Origin of the sequence: Vaginisenegalia massiliensis (assembly GCF_900604935.1) — a bacterium.
GTDB lineage: Bacteria > Bacillota > Bacilli > Lactobacillales > Aerococcaceae > Vaginisenegalia > Vaginisenegalia massiliensis.
Window position 1 is genome coordinate 25,624 of record NZ_UWPC01000006.1, and the last position, 21,753, is coordinate 47,376.

Annotated in this window: 36 protein-coding genes; 35 read left to right on the top strand and 1 reads right to left on the bottom strand. The window is 37.1% G+C overall.

What is annotated here, in order from left to right:
- Window positions 1–2: 2 nt before the first annotated feature.
- The 3 genes from EIH20_RS05150 to EIH20_RS05160 are packed head-to-tail and all read left to right on the top strand — an operon-like array spanning window position 3 to window position 921.
- Window positions 3–185: a MerR family transcriptional regulator gene (locus EIH20_RS05150; RefSeq protein WP_124058417.1), complete on the top strand. Its 183-nt coding sequence runs from the start codon at window positions 3–5 to the stop codon at window positions 183–185.
- A 44-nt stretch (window positions 186–229) separates the two neighbouring features.
- A complete protein-coding gene (locus EIH20_RS05155) occupies window positions 230–415 on the top strand; it encodes a hypothetical protein (RefSeq protein WP_124058419.1) in 186 nt (61 codons plus the stop codon).
- On the top strand, window positions 412–921 hold the full coding sequence (locus EIH20_RS05160; protein WP_124058421.1) for a hypothetical protein: 510 nt from the start codon (window positions 412–414) through the stop codon (window positions 919–921). The genes EIH20_RS05155 and EIH20_RS05160 overlap by 4 nt, the downstream gene beginning before the upstream one ends.
- Here the strand turns inward: EIH20_RS05160 and EIH20_RS05165 are convergent.
- Window positions 914–1,249, bottom strand: coding sequence for a hypothetical protein (locus EIH20_RS05165; protein ID WP_124058423.1), 336 nt, complete (start codon window positions 1,247–1,249; stop codon window positions 914–916). The genes EIH20_RS05160 and EIH20_RS05165 overlap by 8 nt on opposite strands.
- A gap of 139 nt (window positions 1,250–1,388) precedes the next feature.
- Here EIH20_RS05165 and EIH20_RS05170 point away from each other — a divergent pair, with 139 nt between their 5' ends.
- The 32 genes from EIH20_RS05170 (at window position 1,389) to EIH20_RS05310 (ending at window position 21,739) form a co-directional block, all read left to right on the top strand.
- Window positions 1,389–1,592 carry a helix-turn-helix domain-containing protein gene (locus EIH20_RS05170; protein WP_124058425.1) on the top strand — a complete coding sequence of 68 codons (204 nt, stop codon included), beginning with the start codon at window positions 1,389–1,391 and terminating at the stop codon, window positions 1,590–1,592.
- Window positions 1,585–1,758, top strand: a complete 174-nt coding sequence (locus EIH20_RS08540; protein WP_164470869.1) for a hypothetical protein — start codon at window positions 1,585–1,587, stop codon at window positions 1,756–1,758. Before EIH20_RS05170 ends, EIH20_RS08540 begins: the two co-directional genes overlap by 8 nt.
- 30 nt (window positions 1,759–1,788) lie before the next feature.
- Window positions 1,789–1,980 carry a hypothetical protein gene (locus EIH20_RS05175; protein WP_124058427.1) on the top strand — a complete coding sequence of 64 codons (192 nt, stop codon included), beginning with the start codon at window positions 1,789–1,791 and terminating at the stop codon, window positions 1,978–1,980.
- The gene (locus EIH20_RS05180) at window positions 1,977–2,171 is read left to right on the top strand and encodes a hypothetical protein (protein WP_124058429.1); all 195 of its coding nucleotides are present in this window, start codon (window positions 1,977–1,979) and stop codon (window positions 2,169–2,171) included. Before EIH20_RS05175 ends, EIH20_RS05180 begins: the two co-directional genes overlap by 4 nt.
- Window positions 2,171–3,124, top strand: coding sequence for a YqaJ viral recombinase family nuclease (locus EIH20_RS05185; protein ID WP_124058431.1), 954 nt, complete (start codon window positions 2,171–2,173; stop codon window positions 3,122–3,124). The genes EIH20_RS05180 and EIH20_RS05185 overlap by 1 nt, the downstream gene beginning before the upstream one ends.
- Window positions 3,124–4,080: a recombinase RecT gene (locus EIH20_RS05190; protein WP_124058433.1), complete on the top strand. Its 957-nt coding sequence runs from the start codon at window positions 3,124–3,126 to the stop codon at window positions 4,078–4,080. Before EIH20_RS05185 ends, EIH20_RS05190 begins: the two co-directional genes overlap by 1 nt.
- Window positions 4,081–4,091: 11 nt before the next feature.
- Window positions 4,092–4,997 (top strand): hypothetical protein, encoded by a 906-nt coding sequence (locus EIH20_RS05195; protein ID WP_124058435.1) that lies wholly within the window; start codon window positions 4,092–4,094, stop codon window positions 4,995–4,997.
- The gene (locus EIH20_RS08545; RefSeq protein ID WP_164470870.1) at window positions 4,997–5,173 is read left to right on the top strand and encodes a hypothetical protein; all 177 of its coding nucleotides are present in this window, start codon (window positions 4,997–4,999) and stop codon (window positions 5,171–5,173) included. The genes EIH20_RS05195 and EIH20_RS08545 overlap by 1 nt, the downstream gene beginning before the upstream one ends.
- A gap of 66 nt (window positions 5,174–5,239) precedes the next feature.
- Window positions 5,240–5,410: a hypothetical protein gene (locus EIH20_RS05200; protein ID WP_124058437.1), complete on the top strand. Its 171-nt coding sequence runs from the start codon at window positions 5,240–5,242 to the stop codon at window positions 5,408–5,410.
- Window positions 5,411–5,451: 41 nt separating this feature from the next.
- Window positions 5,452–5,757, top strand: a complete 306-nt coding sequence (locus EIH20_RS05205) for a hypothetical protein (protein WP_124058439.1) — start codon at window positions 5,452–5,454, stop codon at window positions 5,755–5,757.
- The gene (locus tag EIH20_RS05210; RefSeq protein WP_241152390.1) at window positions 5,747–6,184 is read left to right on the top strand and encodes a MazG-like family protein; all 438 of its coding nucleotides are present in this window, start codon (window positions 5,747–5,749) and stop codon (window positions 6,182–6,184) included. The genes EIH20_RS05205 and EIH20_RS05210 overlap by 11 nt, the downstream gene beginning before the upstream one ends.
- Complete coding sequence (locus EIH20_RS05215; protein ID WP_124058441.1) at window positions 6,185–6,415, top strand: glutaredoxin family protein; 231 nt, start codon at window positions 6,185–6,187, stop codon at window positions 6,413–6,415. It abuts the gene before it with no gap.
- Between the two features lie 2 nt (window positions 6,416–6,417).
- Window positions 6,418–6,696 (top strand): PQ-loop domain-containing transporter, encoded by a 279-nt coding sequence (locus tag EIH20_RS05220; RefSeq protein WP_124058443.1) that lies wholly within the window; start codon window positions 6,418–6,420, stop codon window positions 6,694–6,696.
- Window positions 6,693–6,956 (top strand): hypothetical protein, encoded by a 264-nt coding sequence (locus EIH20_RS05225; RefSeq protein WP_124058445.1) that lies wholly within the window; start codon window positions 6,693–6,695, stop codon window positions 6,954–6,956. Before EIH20_RS05220 ends, EIH20_RS05225 begins: the two co-directional genes overlap by 4 nt.
- Window positions 6,957–6,971: 15 nt before the next feature.
- Window positions 6,972–7,385 (top strand): transcriptional regulator, encoded by a 414-nt coding sequence (locus EIH20_RS05230; RefSeq protein WP_124058447.1) that lies wholly within the window; start codon window positions 6,972–6,974, stop codon window positions 7,383–7,385.
- Between the two features lie 166 nt (window positions 7,386–7,551).
- Window positions 7,552–7,872 (top strand): HNH endonuclease, encoded by a 321-nt coding sequence (locus EIH20_RS05235; RefSeq protein ID WP_124058449.1) that lies wholly within the window; start codon window positions 7,552–7,554, stop codon window positions 7,870–7,872.
- 110 nt (window positions 7,873–7,982) lie between these two features.
- Window positions 7,983–8,294 (top strand): P27 family phage terminase small subunit, encoded by a 312-nt coding sequence (locus tag EIH20_RS05240; protein ID WP_124058451.1) that lies wholly within the window; start codon window positions 7,983–7,985, stop codon window positions 8,292–8,294.
- Window positions 8,287–9,918, top strand: a complete 1,632-nt coding sequence (locus tag EIH20_RS05245) for a terminase TerL endonuclease subunit (protein ID WP_124058453.1) — start codon at window positions 8,287–8,289, stop codon at window positions 9,916–9,918. Before EIH20_RS05240 ends, EIH20_RS05245 begins: the two co-directional genes overlap by 8 nt.
- A 21-nt stretch (window positions 9,919–9,939) precedes the next feature.
- Complete coding sequence (locus EIH20_RS05250; RefSeq protein ID WP_124058455.1) at window positions 9,940–11,145, top strand: phage portal protein; 1,206 nt, start codon at window positions 9,940–9,942, stop codon at window positions 11,143–11,145.
- Between the two features lie 141 nt (window positions 11,146–11,286).
- Window positions 11,287–12,054 (top strand): head maturation protease, ClpP-related, encoded by a 768-nt coding sequence (locus EIH20_RS05255; protein ID WP_124058458.1) that lies wholly within the window; start codon window positions 11,287–11,289, stop codon window positions 12,052–12,054.
- A gap of 3 nt (window positions 12,055–12,057) precedes the next feature.
- Window positions 12,058–13,254, top strand: a complete 1,197-nt coding sequence (locus tag EIH20_RS05260; RefSeq protein ID WP_124058460.1) for a phage major capsid protein — start codon at window positions 12,058–12,060, stop codon at window positions 13,252–13,254.
- A gap of 17 nt (window positions 13,255–13,271) precedes the next feature.
- Window positions 13,272–13,559: a hypothetical protein gene (locus tag EIH20_RS05265; protein WP_124058462.1), complete on the top strand. Its 288-nt coding sequence runs from the start codon at window positions 13,272–13,274 to the stop codon at window positions 13,557–13,559.
- 12 nt (window positions 13,560–13,571) lie between these two features.
- Window positions 13,572–13,859, top strand: a complete 288-nt coding sequence (locus EIH20_RS05270) for a phage gp6-like head-tail connector protein (RefSeq protein WP_124058464.1) — start codon at window positions 13,572–13,574, stop codon at window positions 13,857–13,859.
- Window positions 13,859–14,215 (top strand): phage head closure protein, encoded by a 357-nt coding sequence (locus EIH20_RS05275; RefSeq protein WP_164470871.1) that lies wholly within the window; start codon window positions 13,859–13,861, stop codon window positions 14,213–14,215. The genes EIH20_RS05270 and EIH20_RS05275 overlap by 1 nt, the downstream gene beginning before the upstream one ends.
- Window positions 14,190–14,561 carry a hypothetical protein gene (locus EIH20_RS05280; RefSeq protein WP_124058468.1) on the top strand — a complete coding sequence of 124 codons (372 nt, stop codon included), beginning with the start codon at window positions 14,190–14,192 and terminating at the stop codon, window positions 14,559–14,561. Before EIH20_RS05275 ends, EIH20_RS05280 begins: the two co-directional genes overlap by 26 nt.
- Window positions 14,561–14,953: a hypothetical protein gene (locus EIH20_RS05285; protein ID WP_124058470.1), complete on the top strand. Its 393-nt coding sequence runs from the start codon at window positions 14,561–14,563 to the stop codon at window positions 14,951–14,953. The genes EIH20_RS05280 and EIH20_RS05285 overlap by 1 nt, the downstream gene beginning before the upstream one ends.
- A gap of 18 nt (window positions 14,954–14,971) precedes the next feature.
- Window positions 14,972–15,550 (top strand): phage tail protein, encoded by a 579-nt coding sequence (locus EIH20_RS05290; RefSeq protein WP_124058472.1) that lies wholly within the window; start codon window positions 14,972–14,974, stop codon window positions 15,548–15,550.
- A 10-nt stretch (window positions 15,551–15,560) separates the two neighbouring features.
- On the top strand, window positions 15,561–15,905 hold the full coding sequence (locus tag EIH20_RS05295; protein WP_124058474.1) for a hypothetical protein: 345 nt from the start codon (window positions 15,561–15,563) through the stop codon (window positions 15,903–15,905).
- A 38-nt stretch (window positions 15,906–15,943) separates the two neighbouring features.
- Window positions 15,944–16,084 (top strand): hypothetical protein, encoded by a 141-nt coding sequence (locus EIH20_RS08550; RefSeq protein WP_164470872.1) that lies wholly within the window; start codon window positions 15,944–15,946, stop codon window positions 16,082–16,084.
- A 15-nt stretch (window positions 16,085–16,099) separates the two neighbouring features.
- Window positions 16,100–18,613 carry a phage tail tape measure protein gene (locus EIH20_RS05300; RefSeq protein ID WP_124058476.1) on the top strand — a complete coding sequence of 838 codons (2,514 nt, stop codon included), beginning with the start codon at window positions 16,100–16,102 and terminating at the stop codon, window positions 18,611–18,613.
- Window positions 18,614–20,098, top strand: a complete 1,485-nt coding sequence (locus tag EIH20_RS05305) for a phage distal tail protein (RefSeq protein ID WP_124058478.1) — start codon at window positions 18,614–18,616, stop codon at window positions 20,096–20,098.
- 3 nt (window positions 20,099–20,101) lie between these two features.
- The gene (locus EIH20_RS05310; RefSeq protein WP_164470873.1) at window positions 20,102–21,739 is read left to right on the top strand and encodes a phage tail spike protein; all 1,638 of its coding nucleotides are present in this window, start codon (window positions 20,102–20,104) and stop codon (window positions 21,737–21,739) included.
- Window positions 21,740–21,753 lie beyond the last annotated feature (14 nt).

Here is a 21,753-nt window from a genome sequence, read left to right on the forward strand (position 1 = left end):
GAATGGAGGAAGAACTTCTCACAAAAACAGAGTTGTGCAGGAAGGTTTTGAATTGTGATTACAAAACAGCTGAAGCACACTTCATCAATAAAAAAGGCTTTCCATTCGTAAGAGTAGGAAAGCGAAAAAAATTTCCAAAAAATAAAGTCATTCAATGGCTTGATAAACAAATTCAATATAACTAATAGCTGGGCGGCTTAGTTAGGAATAATTAAAAGGAGGACTAAAAATGGCAGTAGAAACGATGTTTTTTGCAGTAATCGCATTAATTGCAACAGCAATCGCAGCAGATCAGTTAGGTTATAACCGAGGCATGCGTGAGCAATTCGGGCAACTGTTAAATGACGCATATGAGAACGGACTTGAAGACGGCAAGGAAGACAAAATTGTCAGCATGAAAGGAGTAGCAAAATGAAAAAATCAACAAAAATAGCACTAGCCATCACTGCTATTGGGGTAGCAGCGAAGGTAGTGCGAAAAATAGAAAAAAGAATAAGTGAATTAGAAAATGTTGTTTATTGGCTTGATCGGCCAGAGAAAAATGTTGGAGATGAATGTGGTCCATCCGGGATGCCATTTAATTATCCATTATCAGCTTACGACTTAGCAGTAAAACATGGATTCAAAGGTACTGAAGAAGAATGGTTGCAAAGTCTTAAAGGCAATGACGGACGCGACGGCATAAAAGGTCAAGACGGTAAAGATAGCCACATTGACTATAACCAGGTATTAAAAATCTTGAATGTGCAAACAGAAAAAATTAATGAAATCTCAAATAGATTAAATTGGCCAACTATTGTTGACTATCAAGTTAAAAAAGGTTCGCCAGGAATTGCCAGCGAACCAGAAAAAATTATCTATAAAGATAAAAATATTGAAATTTCTAAAAACGAAAATGGCACAAGGATTATTTTTAGTTAAATATCAGGTTTCCATTTTCGATTGCTAATTGCTTATCTGAATAAAAATTAACCTGTTTAATTTCAGAATTATAAATAACTCGTAATAGAGTTCCGTCATCAAACACAATAAGCGAATCATTCATATTAGGATGTAGCTTAATATTTGCAATGATGTCTTTATTCATATTAAGACCATCCATATTATTAACCTCTAGAGCATAGTTAAGCACTTTCGTGCCATTAATTGCTGATTCGATTGAATCAAACATTCCCATATTTTTCACCTCGCTTTCTATTTTATCTATTAACAACTGACTGGAAAGATAGTACACACCAATATCTTTCATAATTTCGTGAGATCAATTATTAACACCTAAATTATACAATGTTATGACATTGGTCACAATACGCAAGTAAGTAATTTTACAATATATAGTGTTAATTTTCATTGATTTTCGGCAACAACACAATATATAGGGGGTTGGCATGGAGAATAATCAATTATTTGAACTTGTTAATCGATCTGGTAAAACGGTTCATCAAATTCAAATTGAAGCTGGAATTAGCTCAGGAACACTATATCGGTTACTAAGCGGAAAACGTAAAAAAATATACTTAGATGCCGGAATCAGATTAGCAGACGCATTGAATGTTGATGTTAAGGAATTAGGGAGGTGTTTTGATGACTAAAAGACCAATGATCTTCGAAGAATACCTAATAAAGAACTACGATGGTCTATCGAAGAAAACTTACTTAAAGTTGGATGAAGACCGCAAGCAAAAGATTACTGCTTGCTACAATCGGTATTTGGATTTATGGGAAAAACAAAAAAGCCCGCACTGCAATGCGGACTAAACAAAACTTAACTAAAAGGAGTATACCACAATGACAACAGTTCAGAAAGTAGAGTTCTCAGAGCTCCATCCGGAAATACAAAAGACAGTTAAAGACACTATCACAGATGCTATGTACGACCAGGGAATGCCACCGACTGAGGAGATGGTTATCAATGCAGCAAATGACTTCTTCTACTCACCTAGTGGCCATGTTTTGGAAAGAAAAGAGGGATCTGCATGATTTTCAGAGGACAACGAGATTCGTTAGGAGTTCCAATTGAACCAGATGAAGAAATGCCAGTCGCAGAGGATTGGCAGGGAGAGCCATTATTTGATGGTGAAGAATGCTATCAAACGGAAGACGGTCTAGTAAAGCTAACGGATATTCATGATTATATGCAACCATCAAAGATGATAGTAGGTGAAGCCTAATGCCATCATACAAGATTGCAAAAGACGACTTCGAATGGCATGCACTAAGAAAGCAGGGACTTGGCGGTTCAGATATCGGAGCTGTGATGGGCGTGAGTCCTTTTAAGTCACCGTACCATGTATGGGTTGAAAAGCGAGGCATGATTGAGCCTGAGGATATTAGCGACAGGCTTCAAATTCAGATTGGTAATGAGCTAGAGGATCTGGTCGCGCGAATCTTCACCCAGGAAACTGGCTTGCAAGTCCAGCGTGACAATAAGACTTATTTCCATAAAGACCATCCGTTCCTTTTAGCAAATATTGATCGCAAGATTATCGGAAAAAAAGCACTTCTTGAATGTAAAACAACTGGTCAATTTAATGCTAAACAGTGGGAAGATGATGAGGTTCCGGCAAATTACTTATTGCAAGTTCAACACTACCTCAATGTCTTAGATTACGACTATGCCTATATAGCGGTCATTATCGGCAACAATCAATTTGAGTTCAAGAAAATCGAACGTGACAACGAGCTAATCGAGCTATACACGGCCAAGGCGAAAGACTTCTGGGAACGGTGTGTAGTTGGCGGTGAAGAACCAGAAATAGATGGGTCTGAATTGACCAAGCAGGCACTTGGGAGTGTGTACTTAGATATCGACTCAAACGAGACGCAAATGGATGCAGACCAAATTAATATGGTCGAGCAGATCGTTAGAATTAAAGGCATGCAAAAACAGCTAGAAAATGACCGAAAACAGCTCGAAAACAGACTCAAAAGCCAAATGGGTAAGGATAATGTCAGCAAGCTAATTTCAGCCGATTTTGAGGCTACATGGCGCAACCAATCATCGCGTATTGTTGATATAGATAAGCTTAAAAAAGATTTTCCGGAAATCCATAAGCAAGTCATCAAAGTGTCGGAATCAAAGGTACTCAGAATAAAGAATTTAAAAAAGGAGAATGATGAATAATGGCAACAAACGACTCACTTAAAGCAGCGTTAGCTCAGCAACCTAAGTCACAATTACCTGCAGAACAAAATTCAGTTAAAAATTTGATGGCTAGCCCAGTCATTCAGAATAAATTTAAGGCATTGCTACGAGAAAAATCAGCCGGCTTTACTTCCAGCGTCATCACATTAGTTAACAGCGACAAATTATTAGCTGAGGCAGCACCTATGAGTGTTATTTCAGGGGCTATGCAAGCAGCACAATTAGACTTACCACTCGAAAAACAATTTGGATTTGCTTACCTGGTTCCATTCGGGGAAAGAGATAAACGAACAGGTGCATGGATTAAAAAGGCCCAATTCATTTTGGGGTATCGTGGTTATATTCAACTCGCCCAGCGATCTGGACAATATCGAAACATCAACGTAATTACAGTCTATGAAGGCCAGCTCAAAGGATGGAACCCATTAACAGAAGAAGTTGACTATGATCCAGACGGAAAGATTAGCGATAAAGCAGTCGCATACATTGGCCGATTTGAATTACTAAATGGCTTCGTCAAACAAACACTTTGGACCAAGGAACAAGTAGAAGCTCATCGTATTAAACATAACAAGAATAAGGACAAGCAGAAGTTGGCAGGCGTTTGGGCTAGTGACTATGATGCTATGGCTCAAAAGACAGTCCTTCGAAGTCTATTGAGCAAATGGGGAATCCTATCAATCGAAATGCAACGAGCAAGCATTGCTGACGAGCAGATCATCGATGACTTTGATGATGACGGCACTCCAATCATTGACGTAACGGAATCAGGCGAAGAAGAACCAGCGACAGAAGACCCAACTGAAACCATCATGAGTCCGGAAGAAATGGCAGAAGCGATGGAGAACATTAAAGTAGATGAAGTTACTGGCGAGATTATCGAACAAGAGCAATTATTCCCGACTGGCGTTAAATCAAAACTGCCTGATAAATAGGTGGTGATGAAATGGCAAGGCCTAAGAAACAAACTGTAGATTATTTTCCACACATAGCAACTAGTGGCAAAACAATGTTTATCATTGAGTCGCTGTTCGGAAATGACGGTTACGCCTTCTGGTTTAAGACATTAGAACTACTAGCAACAACAGAAGGACACGTTATTAACTGTAGAAACTCGAGCGATTGGGAGTTTCTACTAGCAAAAACTAAGCTAGACGATGTTATGGCTCGTAGCATACTAGATAAACTATCAGATTTGGGGTCAATCGACCAAGAATTATGGAATAACGGCTTAATTTGGTCTCAAAACTTCGTTGATAACATAGCTGATGTTTATAAAAACCGTAAAGCCGTAGCACCTAAAAAACCTAATGTTAGTAGTTTCTACGAACAGAAACACCACTACACAATAGTTTCTACTAGTAGAAATGCATCTGAACAAGAGTTTCCAGTACAGCCTACAGACGAAAACCCACAAAGTAAAGTAAAGGAAACTAAAGTAAATAAAACTAAAGTAAACCATACTAAATTATCCGACCAGCAACTGGCAGAGGATTTCGAAAAATTATGGAAATTTTTGCCCAAAAAAACAAACAAGCATGAGGCGTTTGCATTCTACAAAATTGCTATCGAGAATGGGACGACTAATAAAGAAATTCAGACAGGTATTGTTAACTACAACAAACAGTTGGCCATGGATAAAACTGAGAGTCGCTATTTCAAAACAGATGTTAACTTCTTTAAGGATCGCTATTGGGAGAATCATCAAGAACCACCTAAAGACTACAAGACAAAAGAAGAGCCTCTCCCAGAGTGGTTAGAGAAGCAGGAAGATACTCAACAATGTGATGCAGATCCTAAAACAGCCGCTGAACTAAGAGAGAAACTTAAGCGAATTACGGGCGATAAATAATGAAAATATATGCGCTGTACAAAGGCGAAGAGTTGCTTGCTGTTGGAACTAAGCAGGAGATTAGCGAACAGACTAAATTAAAGCTGTCGACTATCCACTGGTTAGCCACTCCGACAGCAAAGTGTTTGGAGCAGAAAAGAAAAAATTCAAAACGAAAAATATTAGTGGAGGTGTAGCATGGCGATTATTATTTCAATTGCAGCCATTGCTCTAGTGTTCTGGTTGGCAAAGGATGATTGGAAATGATACTAGATTTAGACAACCCCATCCACAAACTAGCCATCGAGTGTATACGTGGATATTGGGGTAATGGTATTGATCGATACAACCGCTTAAGACGAGCGGGCTATAACTATGAAGAAATGCAAGAAGTTGTGAATCAGATTTGTAGAGTGACGAGGGGTGCAAAATGAAAAAAGACAAGGTAATTAAAATAAACAAAGTGGTGGAGTAGATGATGAAAGAAATATATTTTTATGAAATCCAAAAACTCGCTAACGAACTTTTGAAACGTAATATCGCTCACGACTACATATATAAGTTACGCAATAACAGGAACTTCTTAGACAATCAAATCAGAGTTGAATACCCTAACGAGCAAGGATTTTTATCCATTATTTGTTGCGAAGGAAGCTATGGTGGAGATAGAGGGTTACTCGAATTTTATGATTGGCAAAATGAGCCAACAGGGTATTTAAACGCTGATGAGTGCTTGGAAATTATAGAACGGTATTTGAAAGAGGTGTCCGATGAAAAATAAACGATTAAAACAAATGATTAAATTATTAAATCAATTAGCCAGCGACTATGCATTGCAAGACGGTAAAGAACACCAAGACTTATCCACCTGCTTATTAGTCATACGCAAACGATTTGAAGAGCTGGTTAAGTTAAACCAACTAATTGAAAAGACTGAACAGTGGTTTATTAATCGTAACTTGGATAGTTTAGATGGAATGGGTCAACTAACTAAATTAAAAGAAGAAGTTGATGAGTTAGTTGATGCACGTTTGAGTGATGATAAGCCAGAAGAAATTGACGCAGTTGGTGATATTACGGTGGTGTTAATTGGTTACTGTATGCAGCGTGGTCTAAACTTCATGGATTGCTTAGATGCAGCTTATGAAGAAATAAAAGACCGTAAAGGGAAAGTCATTAATGGTGTGTTCGTGAAGGAGGCTAAGTAAATGATTACTGTTTATTCAAAACATAATTGCAACAATTGCACACTGATGAAGAATCTCATCAAACAATCAGGATTTACTTATGATGAAATTAATATCGAAGAAAACGAAGAAGCCTTTAAATTTGTGAAAGAGCGTGTTCAGGCACAATCCATGCCAGTGATTATCATTGACGACCAGGAACCAATTATTGGTTTGGATATGCCTAAGTTGATGAAAAAGTTAGGGGTGTAGTCTTGAAAAAGTTTAGTTTAACCATTGCACCTTTGATTGCTGGAATTGCCATCACAATTTGTTACTTGCCTCAATTATGGCTTACCTTTACTACCCATAATGTTGAAGGCCAATCTGTTGGCTTTTGGGTTTTATTATGTATTGCTTTACTTGGATTGGTAATCCAACAAATTGGCTTAGTGGTTTATGTAGGGAATCGTAATTACATTGGCTTATTCACTGAAATGGTAAATTTAGTCTTTGCATTGGCTATGTTAATAATGGTGGTGATGTTTAAATGAGATTAGTCAAATTCTTAGAAACAGTTAATGATTTAGGTTATGAGTTTGATTTGTCGCAAAACGAAGTGCGCATTTATCAACCAGGCGAAATAACAAAGTATCTGATTGCTCGTGTAAATCTGAAGATTGATATGTGTTTTAGTATCAATCAAACGCCAGCCAAAGATAAAGATAAGTTAGTCAACACTATCTTTGAGTTTGCCAAAACTTCAATGCAGGATCGTGGTAATCTATTTAATTTAGCTGCAAGGGATTATTAAGAAGGGGGTAAACTGATGGAACGTGCAACGTTTAATTATATTCGTAAAGTTCTAAGGGACTATCCTCACTTAGAGAAGTATATTGCTGAACGTAAGCAAGAACTGCAAAATCCGTGGAAAGAAACGGATTTGAATGCAGATGTTAAATCAAATGCAACTTCTGATGTAGTAGGTAATTTAATTGTGACCATTGATGATGATAAACGCATCAAAACACTTGAGCGTAATCTTGAGGCAATTAACAAAGTGTTGGCTACGTGTGATGAGAATACACTGACTATTGCTCACGAGTTATACATGAAGCGTTATCCACAATATACTATCGACGGTCTAATAAAGAATGGTCTTATCTTTGTTAGTCGCAGCAAAGCGTTTGAATTACGTAATAAACTATTCGAAGACATTGCTATCGAGTTAGGACTGTGTTAAAGTCTGGACTATTTCTGGACTTTTGACACCTACTAACGTGATATATTTGTATTGTCAATAAGTGGTTCAAATAGTGCCTGTAGGGCTAGATAAGTGTTTAATATCTTATCAATTAAAAGAGGTCTACCTTAATCGGTAGGCCTTTTATTATTGCACCGAGGTGGTCATGATAGATAAGCCGTATTACAACAAACTGTTGAAGTGGATTAAAGAAGATAAGCTAGTTAAGTTCTATCAATCAAAACAATGGCGACAAGTTAGGCAAGAACGAATGAAGATAGATAATAATGAGTGTCAGCTATGTAAGCATGAAGGGCGGTATCACAAAGCAGAGATGGTGCATCACATTGTCCATGTAAAAGATAATCCTTTGCTTGCTTTAAGTATGAGTAACTTACTTAGCTTGTGTAATCACTGCCACAACCTAGAGCATCCAGAGAAGTTATTAAAGCAGAAACCTAAGTTTACAAATGAGGAGAGATGGTAGTCCCCCGGGTGATTTCAAATGGGTTGATTTAAGGGAGGACACGAAACGGGGGAGGGGTACTTGCTCTCTAGATTCACGAAAAATTTATCACGCGCGATGGAGGTGATTTGATGAGTGTTGCATATACACGTAATCGAAATAAAATTGAGCGCGCTTTAGTCGCGCAAATGAAATCTAAAAAAATTTACTATGAGCCATACATTGATATGGTTAATCAGTACATGAATTTGTGGGATGCTTCCCAAATGCTTGATGAAGATATAAAATCACGTGGAGTTCAAGTTGAAGATAACAGGGGAAACTTAAAGAAAAATGATTCTGTTGCCCAGCTGGTAAATGTGGTTAAGCAAATGACTTTGATTTTAGATAAATTAGGACTTCAAGCTACTCCAGTTAAAGAGGAGGCCGGAGCAGATGTATAGTTATAATTGTCGGCATTTAGATGATTGGATAGAAATTGTTGATTCTGGCAAACAACCAACTAACAAAGAAATGAAATTACTAGTGCAAATGGTAAAACTCGCTTTAGAAAGTAAAGATACATTTGTTGATACTCGAAAAATAAATGATTGTATTGAATTTATTGAACGATATCGGCCATATACTCTTGCTCCAATTCAACGTTTTATTCACGCTTGTTATTCTGGAATTTTTTATAATAATGGGGATATAGTTTTTGATGAGACATTATTATTATGTGCACGTGGATTTGGTAAGAACTCAATAGCTTCAGATGCAGCGTTATATCTTACGAGCAATAGACACGGAATTAGTAACTACAATGTTGATATTGTTGCAAATAATGAAACGCAAGCTAAAACATCGTTTACAGATTGTCATGAAACTATTGGTGATAGCAACCAATTAATAAAAGCCTATCGTCGAACGCTATCAGAAATAGAGTTTATTAATACACGATCTAAAATTAAATATCATACTTCAAATGCCAGGACTAAAGATGGGCTTAGACCTGGCATTGTTATTTTCGATGAAATTCACGAATACGAAGATTACTCGCAATTAAAAGTATTTAGGTCTGCTTTGGGAAAGGTGAAGCATGGTCGAATTTTTTATCTTACAACAGACGGGAATCTTCGAGGTGCTGTCATTGATGATTTCAAAGAATTAGCTAAAGAGGTTTTATCGAATCTAGATTGGCGATCCGGATTTTTGCCTATCTATTGCAAAATTGACAAATTTGAGGAGTGGGATACAGAGGTTGGATGGATTAAAGCCAATCCAATGTTACCGTTTCTTCCTGAGTTAATGAAGCGTTATCGAAAGGATTATAAAACGTCGTTAAAAAGCAAGGATATGAAGATTGAATTTTTAACTAAACGATTGAATCACCCATTGGAAGATACGACTTATTCTGTTGCTTCTTGGGATGATATCATTCAAACGAATCAAGAAATACCTGACTTAACTGGTGAAGTTTGTGTAGGAGGACTTGACTACGCAGATGTTCGTGACTTCATTGCTGTAGGATTATTGTTTAAGAAAAATAACAAAAGGTATTGGATTCATCATACATTCATTGTTTCAGAATCTTTAAGGCTGCAGCAATTCAAAATGGATTTTGAGATACCGAGAAGTGAAGGGTTAGTAACAATAGTTCCAGGAAATATAATGGATCCTCAATTAGTAAGTAACTGGTTTGTTGATATGAGTGCGAAGTATAAAATTAAAGCAATTGCAATGGACCGGTTTAGAAAGAATGCTGTAAAGGAAGTATTCGATAAAGACGGACTTCCAATAGAAGAAGTTGGATCTGGTTATGTCACTCATAATAAATTGGCACCACTTGTAGATATGATGTTTGCTAACCATAACTTAGTTTTTGGCAATGATCGTATGATGCGATGGTATACAAATAATGTTTATGTTGATGTTGATCCAAAAGGAAATAAATCTTATAAAAAGATTGATCCTGAAAAACGAAAAACAGATGGATTTATGGCATTTATTCATGCTTTAAGTTTGGATGAACAGTTAGATAAGCCAATTCCAAAAATTAGACGTGGCCTTAAAACTGTTAGTTATTAACTAGAAAGGAGGTAAAAATATATGCTTGGTTTAAAAGATATACCTTGGCTTCGTGGATTCTTTGGAATGGAACAAGTTCATTCAAGTATGACGTATGAAGATTTCAAAGTGTTGTTCGGCAAGATTGAGAACAATATTATTTACCAAAAGTATGCGCTTGAGTTATGCATCAATAAATTAGTGAGTGCTATTTTGTTGTGCGAATTCGAAACGTTCGAAAAAGGAGAACCGAATAAGGGCATTTATTGGTACAAATTAAACTATGAGCCAAACAAGAACACAAACGCATCTGACTTTATTCATCAATTAGTGACTCAAATGGTGAAAGACCCTAGAGGAGCTTTGGTTATTCAAACAGATGATGGAAACCTAGTTGTTGCTAAAAGTTACGAAGTAGTCGAAGCTAGCTTGTTAGAGACGGTCTATACAAATGTAGTTCTTTATGGAGAATATGAATATAATCGTTCATTTTTAGAACATGAAGTGCTTCAGTTTCAGTTACCAAATAAAAATGTTCGCAAACTACTAGAGCAATTGTTCGTTGAATACGGAAAGCTAATTAATTTATCGGCCCAACTGTATGTTAAAGAAAGATCACTGAAATACATTCTTTCCATTGATACAGTATTTGATGAAGTATTTGGTCGTGTAATTAACGAAGAGACAGGAGATACCGAAGCTGACGGTATTCTAGATGATGTGATGACAAATCGTTTGAAAGGTTTATTGACTGGAAACGATGCTGTCATCCCTTTAGAAAAAGGGTTGTCACTTGAAACCCTCAATGGCGGTAGTTCTTTAAAGACGTCAAGTAAGGAATATGATGAATTAATTGACGGCTACATCAATAAGGCGGCTGATTTGTTTGGTATTCCTAGAGGCTTGTTAAAAGGAGATGTTGCTGATGTAGAAGCGATGACGGATAACTTTATTAATTATGCCGTTAGACCTTTAGCAGAAGCTTTGGAAACTGAATTTAACCGAAAACTGTTTGGTTATGATGAGATTAAGCAAGGAACAAAATTAAAAGTGAACACAAACACGATTAAGACTTATAACATTGTGAGTGCTGCTAATGCTGTAGATAAATTGATAGCTTCAACAACAATCACGCCAAACGAAGGACGCACAATTCTTGGTCTAGAAACGGTTGATGACCCGTTAATGAATGAATTTAAGGAAACTAAAAATTATCAGAAAGCAGGAACTAATAGCACAGAGGAGTAGTGATCCAAATGCTGAAAGATGCTGTATCTCGTGACTAAGCGTTAATTAGTGATTAAAAAAGACGGTCTATAAGATGGTCTTATTTTTTATGTCCTGAGTAAGACACTAAACTGCTCTAGCAACTAAGGAAGGAGGAAGTAAATGAATAAGTTAAAGAAAGTCCCTTTTAAGTTCAAAAACGAAGTTGTTAATGGCGCTACTGTCTTAACGTTATCTGGCCCGGTTGGACAACCATATCCTTGGGAAGATGAAGATTCAACGATTAATGCGAAGCTAGTTAAATCTGCACTAGATGGATATGAAGGCGATGTATTAATCAAATTAAATTCACCAGGAGGCGACGTGTTTGAAGGCATTGAAATCTATAACTATCTTAAATCGCTATCAAATCATGTCACGGTGGAAGTTACCGCTTTGGCAGCGTCGGCAGCCTCCATAATTTCTATGTCAGCCGACAAATTAGTAATGGATGTTGGTTCTAACATGATGATTCATAAAGCAAGCACAGTCGCTTGGGGAAATGAAGAAGAAATCATGAAAACAGTCAAAGCTTTACAAAGCATTGATAGTTCTTTAGTTGCTATCTATGCCGAGAAAACGGGTAAATCAGACGATGAAATTCGTGAGTTAATTGCCAATGAAACATGGATGACGGCTAACGAAACTGTAGAAGCTGGATTTGCTGATGAAGTTGGGAATGTTAAAACTAACGAAACTACAGAAGAGTCTGAACCACAAGCGAATATCGTTGAAATGTTGCAAGTTATAAATCAAAAGGTTGAAACCATTGAAGATAAATTAGCTCAACAAGTCGTGCCTATTGATTCAAAAGAATTAGTTGATGTAATTAAAAATAGCGAATCCAAACCAAAACAGAATGTATTAAAAAACCTATTAGGAGGAATTTAAACTATGAAGAATTTAGAAAAACATAAAGTGGATTTTGAAGCGTTAAAAAAATTAGCGTTTGAAGCAGTTCAATCGGAAGAACAATCAGAAAAACAAGCAGAAGCGTTTAACGCTTTAATGGATGGAATGGCAGAAATGGTTGCTCAACAAGCAGAAACTAAAACTTCTGAAATGTACGCAGCTGTTAAAGACAATGAAATTATGATTTCACGTGGTTCGCGTCGTGCAATGACTTCTCAAGAAATGAAGTTCTTTAATGAAGCCGTTCAAAAACAAAAATTAGATGGATTAGATCAAGCTTTCCCATCAACTATCATTGAGGAAATCGTTTCTGACTTAGTTAAGGAACATCCTTTATTATCAGCAATCGATACACGCTATACCGAAGCGGTTGTTAAATATTTCTACAATGACCCAGAAATTACGGCTAAGGCATACTGGTCTGAAATCCCAGCTGATATCAAACAAATCTTATTAACTGGTATCAAGTACTTAGATTTATCTGTAAGCAAACTATCTGGATACATTGCAGTTCCAAAAGGTTACTTACAATTAGGTCCATCTTGGTTAGCTAACTTTGTTACTTCAACGTTGCGCGAAGTAATGACAGCTACTCTTGAAGAAGCGGTAATCAATGGTGATGGTAACTTAAAACCTATTGGTATGATGCGTAAGCTATCCGGAGCACTTGATGGTGTTTATCCTGAAAAAACAGCTGAAAAGATTACTGAATTAACTCCACAAGCATTCGCTGGAGCGTTAGCTTTATTCAGTAAGCACAAATTAAATAACGGCCAAATGTCGTTGATTGTTAATAAGGTTGATAATGCAACTAAGCTATTTACTGCGCGTTTCTTCAAAGACACAGTGACAGGTGCATGGCACGAAAATGCCTTGCCGCTAGGTATTAATGTTATTGAATCTTATGCAGTGCCTGTTGGTAAGGCTATTCTAGGGAATCCTAAGAACTACTTACTTGCTGTTGCAGGTCAATTAGAACTTAAAAAATATGAAGAAACATTAGCGATTGAGGATATGGATTTGTTTGTTGCGAAGGAATTTGTTCACGGTATGCCTAAAAATCCTAATGCCTTTGTTGTATTAGATATTACTGGTGTCCAAGGCGCGACAATTGTTGCTGATGCAGAACCTGCCAATATTGTTAAACAAGATACAATCAATCCTAAACCCACTGTTTAGTAAAGGAGTGAAAACTTATGAACTATAAAGTTATTAATGGCTTCTATGATGCGGAGGATAATAAGCATAACTATTCAAATGGAGATGCTTATCCCCACGGAACAAATGAGTATCAACCAAGCGAAGAACGAATCAAATTACTAATTAATGGTGGATACATTGCTGATTCAGAAACTGTTGAAGCTAATATCGTGAGCGAGTTAGAGAAGTTGTCTAAAGCTCAATTATTAGATTTAGCTAAGACTCGAAAAGTTGAAATTGAAGGAAATCCAACAAAAGCTGAATTAATCGACCTCCTAAAATAGGGGGTCATTAATTTGGATGAATTATTATTGGCTGAATTATTAAAAGTTGTAAAGGAACATCTAGCTATTACATTTAATCACCTAGACGATTCATTGAAAGATGATATAGCCGAAGGTATAGATGTAATAAATTTGGCATGCGGGCCTTCTGATTTTAGTAAACCAGGCATTGAACGGAAGTTATTGAAGAATTATGTTCGATATGCGCGGAATAATGCGACTGAAATGTTTGAAGATAACTTTCTATCTGATTTATGGAAATTAAAATTAAAGAATGCGCAGAAAGCGAGGCTGACCTAATGAAAAAAGTAGATGAATTATTACAAGACGGACTACTTGAATATGGTCAACTTAAGACTCTGCGTGACGCTCAACGGCGAAATATCGGACAGGAATTCAATAAACTTGGATTCCTGTTTTTTAATTTTGTCAGCATTAATCAACGCTATGATGAATTTAAAGTCGGTAGTCTGTCTGAGGTGGAACAAAAAGTTAAGGTTTATTACACGGAAGACATCCAAAAATCTCATAGGGTAAGAATTGAGAATATTGTTTATGAAATTCTGACGATGGACCCATCATATGACAGAAAGTATATGTTTTTATTCTTGCAGAAAGTGGGGACGTTAGATGAAATCGATCACGTCAAAGTTTAATCGCCTAAATGATTTCCTTGCTATCTTAGACGGAACTGGTTACCCAGTATTTGCCTACGATACCAATGTTGATGAGATGAATGATAACGATTCATTTTGGGTATACATGGACAAGGGAAACATTACAAAAGGTGAAGCGAACACGAATTGGCACCAAGAATTTACGTTTATGTTTATTAGCAAATCTGCTAAAGAAATTGATGAGATATCAATTATTCAACAAGTTGAAGGACTCAATATTCTTTTCGATCGTTTAGAACGGGAAACATTTAAATTGGCAGAAACACAGCAAATGGCCTTAACGGTTACGTTTAATTGCCATACGATTATAAGGGTGTGTGGTTAATGCCAAAATTTCAATTAGATAATCAAGAACTCGAATCGCTAATTAAAGCTATGAAACTCGTTCCTGAAAATACAGAAAGAGTAGCAAATGATTATTTCAAAAATATCGGTAGCAAAAAGGCGATGTTGGAGATTATTGAACTAATACCAGTTGGCGAAGGCAAAGGCCCTCACGCTCATGACGGAAAACCTTTAAAGGCAATTTATTTTAATTTGGGTTTCAGTGTGACGCGTAAGCGTGCGTTTGATTACTTAGCGTATCCAAACTATGGTATTGGACCGCGAAATCCAAGAGAACAATTATTCTTTGAGTTAGGATTAGAAAGTGTATCAGGTGCTTTAACTGAAGAAATTACACAGCGACTTATTGAAGCGGCTGCACCAAAAATATAATAAATAGGAGTGAATGAAATGTTTGAAAATAATCAACAGTTTGATAACTTTGAAATCGTTGATGGTTACTGGATTCCGGTTACGGCAGGTGTGCCAGGCACAGCAGTTCCTCTAGGATGTACTGGTATCCTGGAAGCTGAAGCAGAAACGAAAAAGAAAGTAAAACGATGCGGAGGAAAAGTTGTAAAGGAACGTTCAGTAGTTGAACAAGTAGCATGCAAAATTTCTGGGCACATCAATATTGGTCCATTGCGCGAAATTTATGGACTAACCAACAAAAATACAGAGGTAGGCGTATGGGCATATGGATCTACTTCAATTCCTAAAACAGGGATTCTTACGTTTACCATTTTGGATTTTGATGGTATTAAAAAATTAATTGCATTCCCTAATGTTTCTTGGGCATCTGGTTTGAAGTTTAAAATCGAGAATGGTCAAGATGAATTAGCCCAAACAGAGTTAGAATTTAGTGCGTTAATGGATACAGAAGGTAATGCGTACTATGAAGCAATTGAATCTGATGTAACAACTGAAACGATTAAGACTGACTGGTTGACGAAATTCACACCAGAATTAGTTAAGAAAAAGACAGTCTAGGAGTGGTTAGATGATTGAAGAAATTACGTTAACAAATGGAGTAGTGGTCCCTATTAAGACAGATTTGTCTTTGGGGGCTATGAAACGTTTGAAGGCTCAAGGGTTGTTTTCTGATAAAGCAATTAAGGCTGTATTATCTGGAAATCTAGAAGGATTAATGGAAGATAAATCAGTCGATAATGCCCCGTTTATCGCCTATCAGTTGGCTGGTGGCGAAATGAATCAGGAAGAATTTGAAGAGTTAATGCCTAATGCGATTGATTTAAATATTGCTATTTATGTTCAATTAGTTACATCTAAGCAAAAAAACGAAAACAACAAGAATGCATTCAGAGATGCCCTTAGAAAAAAGTAAAAAATGGCAAGTCTATTCCAGAACGGGCCTTTAAAGATATGAGCGTAGATGACTGGTTCAGTTACTACGCTTATTTTATTGGTATTGATCCACAAACGGTATGGGAAACTGATTTGGAGGACTTGGCCAGAATTGCTGATAATAAAGTCGCTATTGAGAATTTTATTAATGCTGACTAGAAAGGAGTGAATAAGATGGCTGGAAAAGATACTGAAATTAAAGTTACATATAAGCTCCTGAACGACGCATTTACTAGCGGCATTTCAGAAATTAATCAAAGCATGAATACTTTGAACAAAGAGTTCAAGGTTCAAAAAGAGGAAATGAAGAATACCGCCACTGCTTCTGAAAAGTTTGAAGCGAGTATTGCCAAGTTATCAAAAGAGTATGATTTACAAACTCAAAAAACACGCGAAACTGAAGTTGCTTTGCAGAATATGAAGGAAGTTTTTGGAGAGAATTCCAAAGAGGTGCAAACTTGGCAAAACAAACTTTTAGATGCTCAGGCAAGTCAGGCTAAACTAAAAAATGCTTTAGATGATACAAAGCGGTCATTTAGTGAGTATCAGGCTGAACAAGAGCGTATCGCTTCGAAGCAAAAGACGCTTGATAACTTGTTTGAAGCTACCGGAAGAAGTGTCGATGATTATGCAGATGTTTTAGGAGTTAAATTAGTCAATGCTATAAAAGAAGGTAAGGTATCATCGGACGGTCTTGAAACTGCGATTGTAAAAGTTGGTAAATCAGCGCTTGGTTCAGAGGCTGATCTAACTGAAATGAAACGAGTATTAGGAACGCTTGATGATGGAAATAGTATTGAAAATGTCTGCCAGGAGCTCAAACAGTTAGATACTACAGCTGATAGTACTGAAGAAAGCCTTTCTAAAATTGGTGATGGCGTTAAATCAGGTAATCTAATGGCTGCGGCTGAACAATTTCAAGCGGCAGGTGAGAAGATTAAAGAGTTTGCTAAAACAACTCAAGATGCCTTCGCTGAAATTGATGAAGCCTATGATAATATCACTGGTAAAACAGGAAAGTCAGCAGATGAATTTAAAGCGAATTTCGAATCGATTTATTCCACGATGAAAATTGACAATACTGGTGATTTAGGTAATGCCATAGGCGATTTGAATGCCCAGTTAGACTTAAGCGGTGACAAGTTAACAAATGCAGCAAGAGTATCAATGCAGTTTGCAGAAATCAATCAGACAGATGTATCTTCTGCTATTAAATCAGCTAAGGGCGCCATGGAAGCCTATAACATCGAGAACGAAAAGTATGGTTCTGTACTTGATACCGTTACAGCTACAAGCCAACGGACAGGTGTTGCAGTTGATAAACTTTTTGAGTCTGTAACTACTGGAGCTCCGCAAATCAAGGCGTTAGGGCTTAATTTCGCTGAAGGTACTGAATTAATGGGCCAATTCGAAAAAGCTGGTTTAGACGGTAATCAAATGTTATCTGGTTTAACAAAAGCAACTGTTAACTATGCAAAAGAAGGTAAAACACTTCAACAAGGTCTTCAAGGTACTGTTGATAAAATCAAAAACGCTTCTAGTGAAACGGAAGCCCTTAATGAGGCTACAAAAGTATTCGGATCTAAAGCAGCGCCAAGAATGGTAGATGCAATTAAACGTGGTGCCTTTAACTTAGACGAAATGACAAAAGCAGCTCAAAACAATTCTGGAGTAGTGTCTGACACATTTAATAAATCGGTTGATGCTATCGATAAGCAAGCAATTGCAGTTCAAAATGTAAAGTTAGCTATGGCACAAATTGGTGATGAATTAGCAATTGCTTTAGCTCCTTTGGCTGATGTTTTAATTCCTATTATTAGAGATATCGGAAACGGTTTTGCCAATCTACCTGGACCTGTTAAACAATTTATTGTAATACTTGGCGGATTAACTGTTGCGTTTAGCGCATTGCTACCTGTGCTCATGGCAGTAAATGCTGGTCTCTTACCATTTATTCTTATTGGAGTTGCTATTGCTGCTGTAATAGCTGCTATTATAGTTGTCTTTCAAAATTGGGGAGCCATTACTGATTGGTTTTCTAAAAAATGGCAACAGTTGGGCCAATGGTTCAAAGACACTATGAATGGCATAAAAAACAGTGCTGTGTCTGGGTTTAACCAGGTTTCAAATTACGCAAGGCAAATGGTAAACAATGTTAAGAACTGGTTTAGCGGGCTTAAAACAAGTGCTTTGCAAATCTGGGAAGGTATTAAGCAAGGTATATCAGACAAAATAAAAGGTGCTTGGAAAGCAGTAACGGATACTGTAAGCAAAATAAAAAATGCTATGAATTTCAAATGGAGCTTACCTCACCTTAAAATGCCGCATTTCTCTATTAGTGGTGGTTTTAGTTTGAATCCTCCGAGAGTACCTAAGTTCCACATTTCTTGGCACGCGCTAGGTGGTATCTTCGACAAACCAACAATCTTTGGCAATCACGGTGTAGGAGAAGCTGGACCAGAAGCGATCATTCCGTTAACAAAATCAGTGTTAGGTAGAATTGGTGAAGGTATTATTAAACATCTTCCGCAACATGAAATAGCTGGTAATCAAGGTGTGATTGTTGCAATCTCAAACATGGAATTGACTGTTGGCACTAAGACAATGGCTAAAATGTTAATCAATGATATTGAGTATGAAACAGAAATGAAAGTTAAAACAGAAAACAGACGAAAGGGGAAACGGTAAATGATTAAACTATTTGTAAAAGCAAACGAAACAGATGGGTTCATTGATCTGTATTCCCTTGGTTGGTGTCTGTACGAAAGGCCTAAAATTACGGTGGCCGAAGTTAAAACAACTAGCCGGTCTGTTCTTGTTCAAGACGGAGACTATATCAGCAAGAAAGGCCTGAAGGATAAAGTAGTCACTTGCCGATTGAATGAATTGATTGACTCAAATATCAAACCGAAAATAAGAATGATAACTCCTTTGCTCATGGATGCAAAGGAGATTTATTTTTCTGACGAAGAATTAGTTTACACAGTAAAACTTACTCAAATTGAATCGATTGATAACGAAGAAGAATATTGTGCGGACTTTGAAGTTAACTTTACCTGCAGAGGTTACGAACACGAAAAAGAAGAGATTGCCGTTCCCGTAACAACTGAATCTATGATGATTGAAAATAAAGGGACTTATAAAACGTGGCCACGATTCGATATTAAGTTTAATTCGGAATGTGGTTTTGTATCGTTTATTTCACCAGTTGGGACAATGTTGGTTGGGCATCCAGAAGAGGCCGATAAAGTTTATGTTCCAGACAGTGAATGGTTAGTTAATGAAGAATTGAGCGATTTATCTGCATGGAACTATGCAAGCTCTGATGTTTCTAAATTCTTTCATGGATACGGTGCCTTAGGCGCTAAATTTGTTACTAATCAATGGGGCGTCAGACTTGAAGGTGCTGATGCAGTTCCAACAGCTAAGCCTAGCGATTACCGAGGTGCTGTCTTAATTAAGGAGATAACCCCAGACACTGCTGGTCAAACTGAACACGATACATGGGAACAAGTAAATCGTCTTGTTTTTGTTGACGATTCATTTAAAGGTGGCGGAATTTTAACTTTAGGAGTTATGGATGAAAACCAAAATCCTATCACTTATATGACATTGTCTGATTATTCTCAAGGGGCAACAAGCGTTAATATTTATTTTGGATATTATGACGTTGAGAAAGATAAACAGACTAATGTTAAGCACGTAACACAATATCACCCAAAAATTAAAGGTAGTTTCAAACTTGAAAAACGTGAGAATAACTATACTTACACTTTGATTAATGAATTTAATAAAGGAGCAAATAACAAGGTTACTCACGTTATGACAAATAGCGAATTAACAGCAAGAAAGCCACATTATGTGTTCTTGTTTATGGCTCAACCTCAAAAATTGCCGTTAGTAAAAACAATGGAAGTTGATGCGTTTAAATTTTTAAAACATCACTCATCTAATGTAGTTGACATTAAGAATGTGTTTATGAAAGACGATGTTTTAACCATTGATCACTCTGAAGGGAAAATCATGTTGAATGATATGCCATATAACAAGACATTAGCTATCGCTAGTCGTTTCTGGTGGTTTAATCCCGGAACAAGTGAAATGAAGTTTCTTTACAGTTCGTGGGCTACTCAGCCGACAGTAACGATGTACCGTCGAAAGAATTGGAGGTAAATGATGAGGTGTGTATTAAATAGAAAGCATGAATTAATTGGGATTTTAGATAACGATAGCGAGTCTGGGGTTTCGTACTTTGAAGATCAATTAGGGATTAGATCAGAGGACGGATTCTTCACAGGCTCGTTTTCTGTTGATAAGGATGACAAAGCTGACTTTATTCAAGAAGGTAACTTTGTCACATTCTTAAATTCACGCGGTGAACGTCTGTTAACAACGATCATGAAAGTTGAAACGATAGGAAATTATAAGACGTGTGAGATTGAGGATATTGGTCTTGATTTGATTAATGGTTACGCAGAAGACCAAACAATGCCTGAATATCCACAAGATTGTAAATGGTATTTAGAAAATGCTCTTGAAGGAACAGGATGGGAAATCGGTATAAATGAGACTACCGAAGCATTAAGACTTGAGTTTACTACTGATCAAACAATTCTTGAACGTATACAAGCAATTGTAAAAGCTTTTGGAGCTAGGCCTAGATACACTTGCGAATTTGATGGGTTCAAAGTTACTAAGCGGCTAATCAATTTGTATGTGAAAAACAAAGAAAAGAAAGAAATCAGAATAGACTCCGATTTTCATATTGAAGGAATTAAACGTACTGTTGATATGTTTGACTTTGCGACACGAGTTATTGCATCTGGTAGCAATACTCAAACTCAATTAGCACAAAAAGAAACAGAAGAAAAACAAGCTACTCCAGTTGCTAAGTCTAATTGGTCTCCAAAAATTATCGATCGTCGTAACGAAGCGATGGGTGGTCAATCGGTTGATAGACCATTATCACAAATCACTCACATTGCCATTCACTATACAGCTGTTGCTAGAAGTGTAAACAAAAAAATATGGCAGCATGAAGATTATTGGCGTTCGGCTCATGGTTGGGACCGTGGAGGTTATCACTATTACATAGATTCTCAAGGTGTACTTTATCACAACTATAACTATGAACGTATTACGTGGGGTGTGTTGAACAACAACGATTATACAGTTCACGTTTCTGTTGAAGCAAATTCTGCTGCTGACTATTCAGAGGAACAACTAAGAACGCGCGAATGGATTGTCAGAAAGATGATGGCTGATTTAAATATCCCGGCTAAGAATGTATGGGGTCATAAAGAGTTTCCTGGTAACGAAGGTAATTCATGCCCTGGTTACACAAAGGCACAGTTAAACGAAATGCGCGAAAGATTATCAAAACCAGCTAATTTTGTAGCGGTTGAAACTCCTCAACCCGTCCAGTCAGATGACATGTATGAAAAAGCTATTCGTGAAGCTGAGAAGCTTATAGGTGTTCCTTACGCTTGGGGAGGTGTTTCAAATAGAGGTTTCGATTGTTCTGGATTGTGTATCTTAGCGTTTAGAAGAGCAGGATTCAATATTCCTGGTCGCCCAACTACTTACACATTCTGGGGACAACAAGGGCCATATAAGCGAGTTGCTAACAAAGACAGACAACGTGGTGATCTAGTATTGATGGATACTGTGGGAGCACCTCCAGGACACGTAGGCATTTATATTGGTGACAATAAAATGCTTCATACTGGTGGTCCTAATGGTGTACCAATGCGTGGTCCAGTTTCGCTAAGTTCATTCAGGGTAATGGGTTATGTTCGAGTGCTAAAACCGTAATAGGAGGGGAATAA

What these genes read in the sequence shown, in the direction of transcription:
- EIH20_RS05150 (WP_124058417.1), top strand. Translation starts at nt 3, where the DNA reads ATGGAGGAAGAACTTCTCACAAAAACAGAGTTGTGCAGGAAGGTTTTG.
- EIH20_RS05155 (WP_124058419.1), top strand. Translation starts at nt 230, where the DNA reads ATGGCAGTAGAAACGATGTTTTTTGCAGTAATCGCATTAATTGCAACA.
- EIH20_RS05160 (WP_124058421.1), top strand. Translation starts at nt 412, where the DNA reads ATGAAAAAATCAACAAAAATAGCACTAGCCATCACTGCTATTGGGGTA.
- EIH20_RS05165 (WP_124058423.1), bottom strand. Translation starts at nt 1,249, where the DNA reads ATGAAAGATATTGGTGTGTACTATCTTTCCAGTCAGTTGTTAATAGAT.
- EIH20_RS05170 (WP_124058425.1), top strand. Translation starts at nt 1,389, where the DNA reads ATGGAGAATAATCAATTATTTGAACTTGTTAATCGATCTGGTAAAACG.
- EIH20_RS08540 (WP_164470869.1), top strand. Translation starts at nt 1,585, where the DNA reads ATGACTAAAAGACCAATGATCTTCGAAGAATACCTAATAAAGAACTAC.
- EIH20_RS05175 (WP_124058427.1), top strand. Translation starts at nt 1,789, where the DNA reads ATGACAACAGTTCAGAAAGTAGAGTTCTCAGAGCTCCATCCGGAAATA.
- EIH20_RS05180 (WP_124058429.1), top strand. Translation starts at nt 1,977, where the DNA reads ATGATTTTCAGAGGACAACGAGATTCGTTAGGAGTTCCAATTGAACCA.
- EIH20_RS05185 (WP_124058431.1), top strand. Translation starts at nt 2,171, where the DNA reads ATGCCATCATACAAGATTGCAAAAGACGACTTCGAATGGCATGCACTA.
- EIH20_RS05190 (WP_124058433.1), top strand. Translation starts at nt 3,124, where the DNA reads ATGGCAACAAACGACTCACTTAAAGCAGCGTTAGCTCAGCAACCTAAG.
- EIH20_RS05195 (WP_124058435.1), top strand. Translation starts at nt 4,092, where the DNA reads ATGGCAAGGCCTAAGAAACAAACTGTAGATTATTTTCCACACATAGCA.
- EIH20_RS08545 (WP_164470870.1), top strand. Translation starts at nt 4,997, where the DNA reads ATGAAAATATATGCGCTGTACAAAGGCGAAGAGTTGCTTGCTGTTGGA.
- EIH20_RS05200 (WP_124058437.1), top strand. Translation starts at nt 5,240, where the DNA reads ATGATACTAGATTTAGACAACCCCATCCACAAACTAGCCATCGAGTGT.
- EIH20_RS05205 (WP_124058439.1), top strand. Translation starts at nt 5,452, where the DNA reads ATGATGAAAGAAATATATTTTTATGAAATCCAAAAACTCGCTAACGAA.
- EIH20_RS05210 (WP_241152390.1), top strand. Translation starts at nt 5,747, where the DNA reads ATGAAAAATAAACGATTAAAACAAATGATTAAATTATTAAATCAATTA.
- EIH20_RS05215 (WP_124058441.1), top strand. Translation starts at nt 6,185, where the DNA reads ATGATTACTGTTTATTCAAAACATAATTGCAACAATTGCACACTGATG.
- EIH20_RS05225 (WP_124058445.1), top strand. Translation starts at nt 6,693, where the DNA reads ATGAGATTAGTCAAATTCTTAGAAACAGTTAATGATTTAGGTTATGAG.
- EIH20_RS05230 (WP_124058447.1), top strand. Translation starts at nt 6,972, where the DNA reads ATGGAACGTGCAACGTTTAATTATATTCGTAAAGTTCTAAGGGACTAT.
- EIH20_RS05235 (WP_124058449.1), top strand. Translation starts at nt 7,552, where the DNA reads ATGATAGATAAGCCGTATTACAACAAACTGTTGAAGTGGATTAAAGAA.
- EIH20_RS05240 (WP_124058451.1), top strand. Translation starts at nt 7,983, where the DNA reads ATGAGTGTTGCATATACACGTAATCGAAATAAAATTGAGCGCGCTTTA.
- EIH20_RS05245 (WP_124058453.1), top strand. Translation starts at nt 8,287, where the DNA reads ATGTATAGTTATAATTGTCGGCATTTAGATGATTGGATAGAAATTGTT.
- EIH20_RS05250 (WP_124058455.1), top strand. Translation starts at nt 9,940, where the DNA reads ATGCTTGGTTTAAAAGATATACCTTGGCTTCGTGGATTCTTTGGAATG.
- EIH20_RS05255 (WP_124058458.1), top strand. Translation starts at nt 11,287, where the DNA reads ATGAATAAGTTAAAGAAAGTCCCTTTTAAGTTCAAAAACGAAGTTGTT.
- EIH20_RS05260 (WP_124058460.1), top strand. Translation starts at nt 12,058, where the DNA reads ATGAAGAATTTAGAAAAACATAAAGTGGATTTTGAAGCGTTAAAAAAA.
- EIH20_RS05265 (WP_124058462.1), top strand. Translation starts at nt 13,272, where the DNA reads ATGAACTATAAAGTTATTAATGGCTTCTATGATGCGGAGGATAATAAG.
- EIH20_RS05275 (WP_164470871.1), top strand. Translation starts at nt 13,859, where the DNA reads ATGAAAAAAGTAGATGAATTATTACAAGACGGACTACTTGAATATGGT.
- EIH20_RS05280 (WP_124058468.1), top strand. Translation starts at nt 14,190, where the DNA reads ATGAAATCGATCACGTCAAAGTTTAATCGCCTAAATGATTTCCTTGCT.
- EIH20_RS05285 (WP_124058470.1), top strand. Translation starts at nt 14,561, where the DNA reads ATGCCAAAATTTCAATTAGATAATCAAGAACTCGAATCGCTAATTAAA.
- EIH20_RS05290 (WP_124058472.1), top strand. Translation starts at nt 14,972, where the DNA reads ATGTTTGAAAATAATCAACAGTTTGATAACTTTGAAATCGTTGATGGT.
- EIH20_RS05295 (WP_124058474.1), top strand. Translation starts at nt 15,561, where the DNA reads ATGATTGAAGAAATTACGTTAACAAATGGAGTAGTGGTCCCTATTAAG.
- EIH20_RS08550 (WP_164470872.1), top strand. Translation starts at nt 15,944, where the DNA reads ATGAGCGTAGATGACTGGTTCAGTTACTACGCTTATTTTATTGGTATT.
- EIH20_RS05300 (WP_124058476.1), top strand. Translation starts at nt 16,100, where the DNA reads ATGGCTGGAAAAGATACTGAAATTAAAGTTACATATAAGCTCCTGAAC.
- EIH20_RS05305 (WP_124058478.1), top strand. Translation starts at nt 18,614, where the DNA reads ATGATTAAACTATTTGTAAAAGCAAACGAAACAGATGGGTTCATTGAT.
- EIH20_RS05310 (WP_164470873.1), top strand. Translation starts at nt 20,102, where the DNA reads ATGAGGTGTGTATTAAATAGAAAGCATGAATTAATTGGGATTTTAGAT.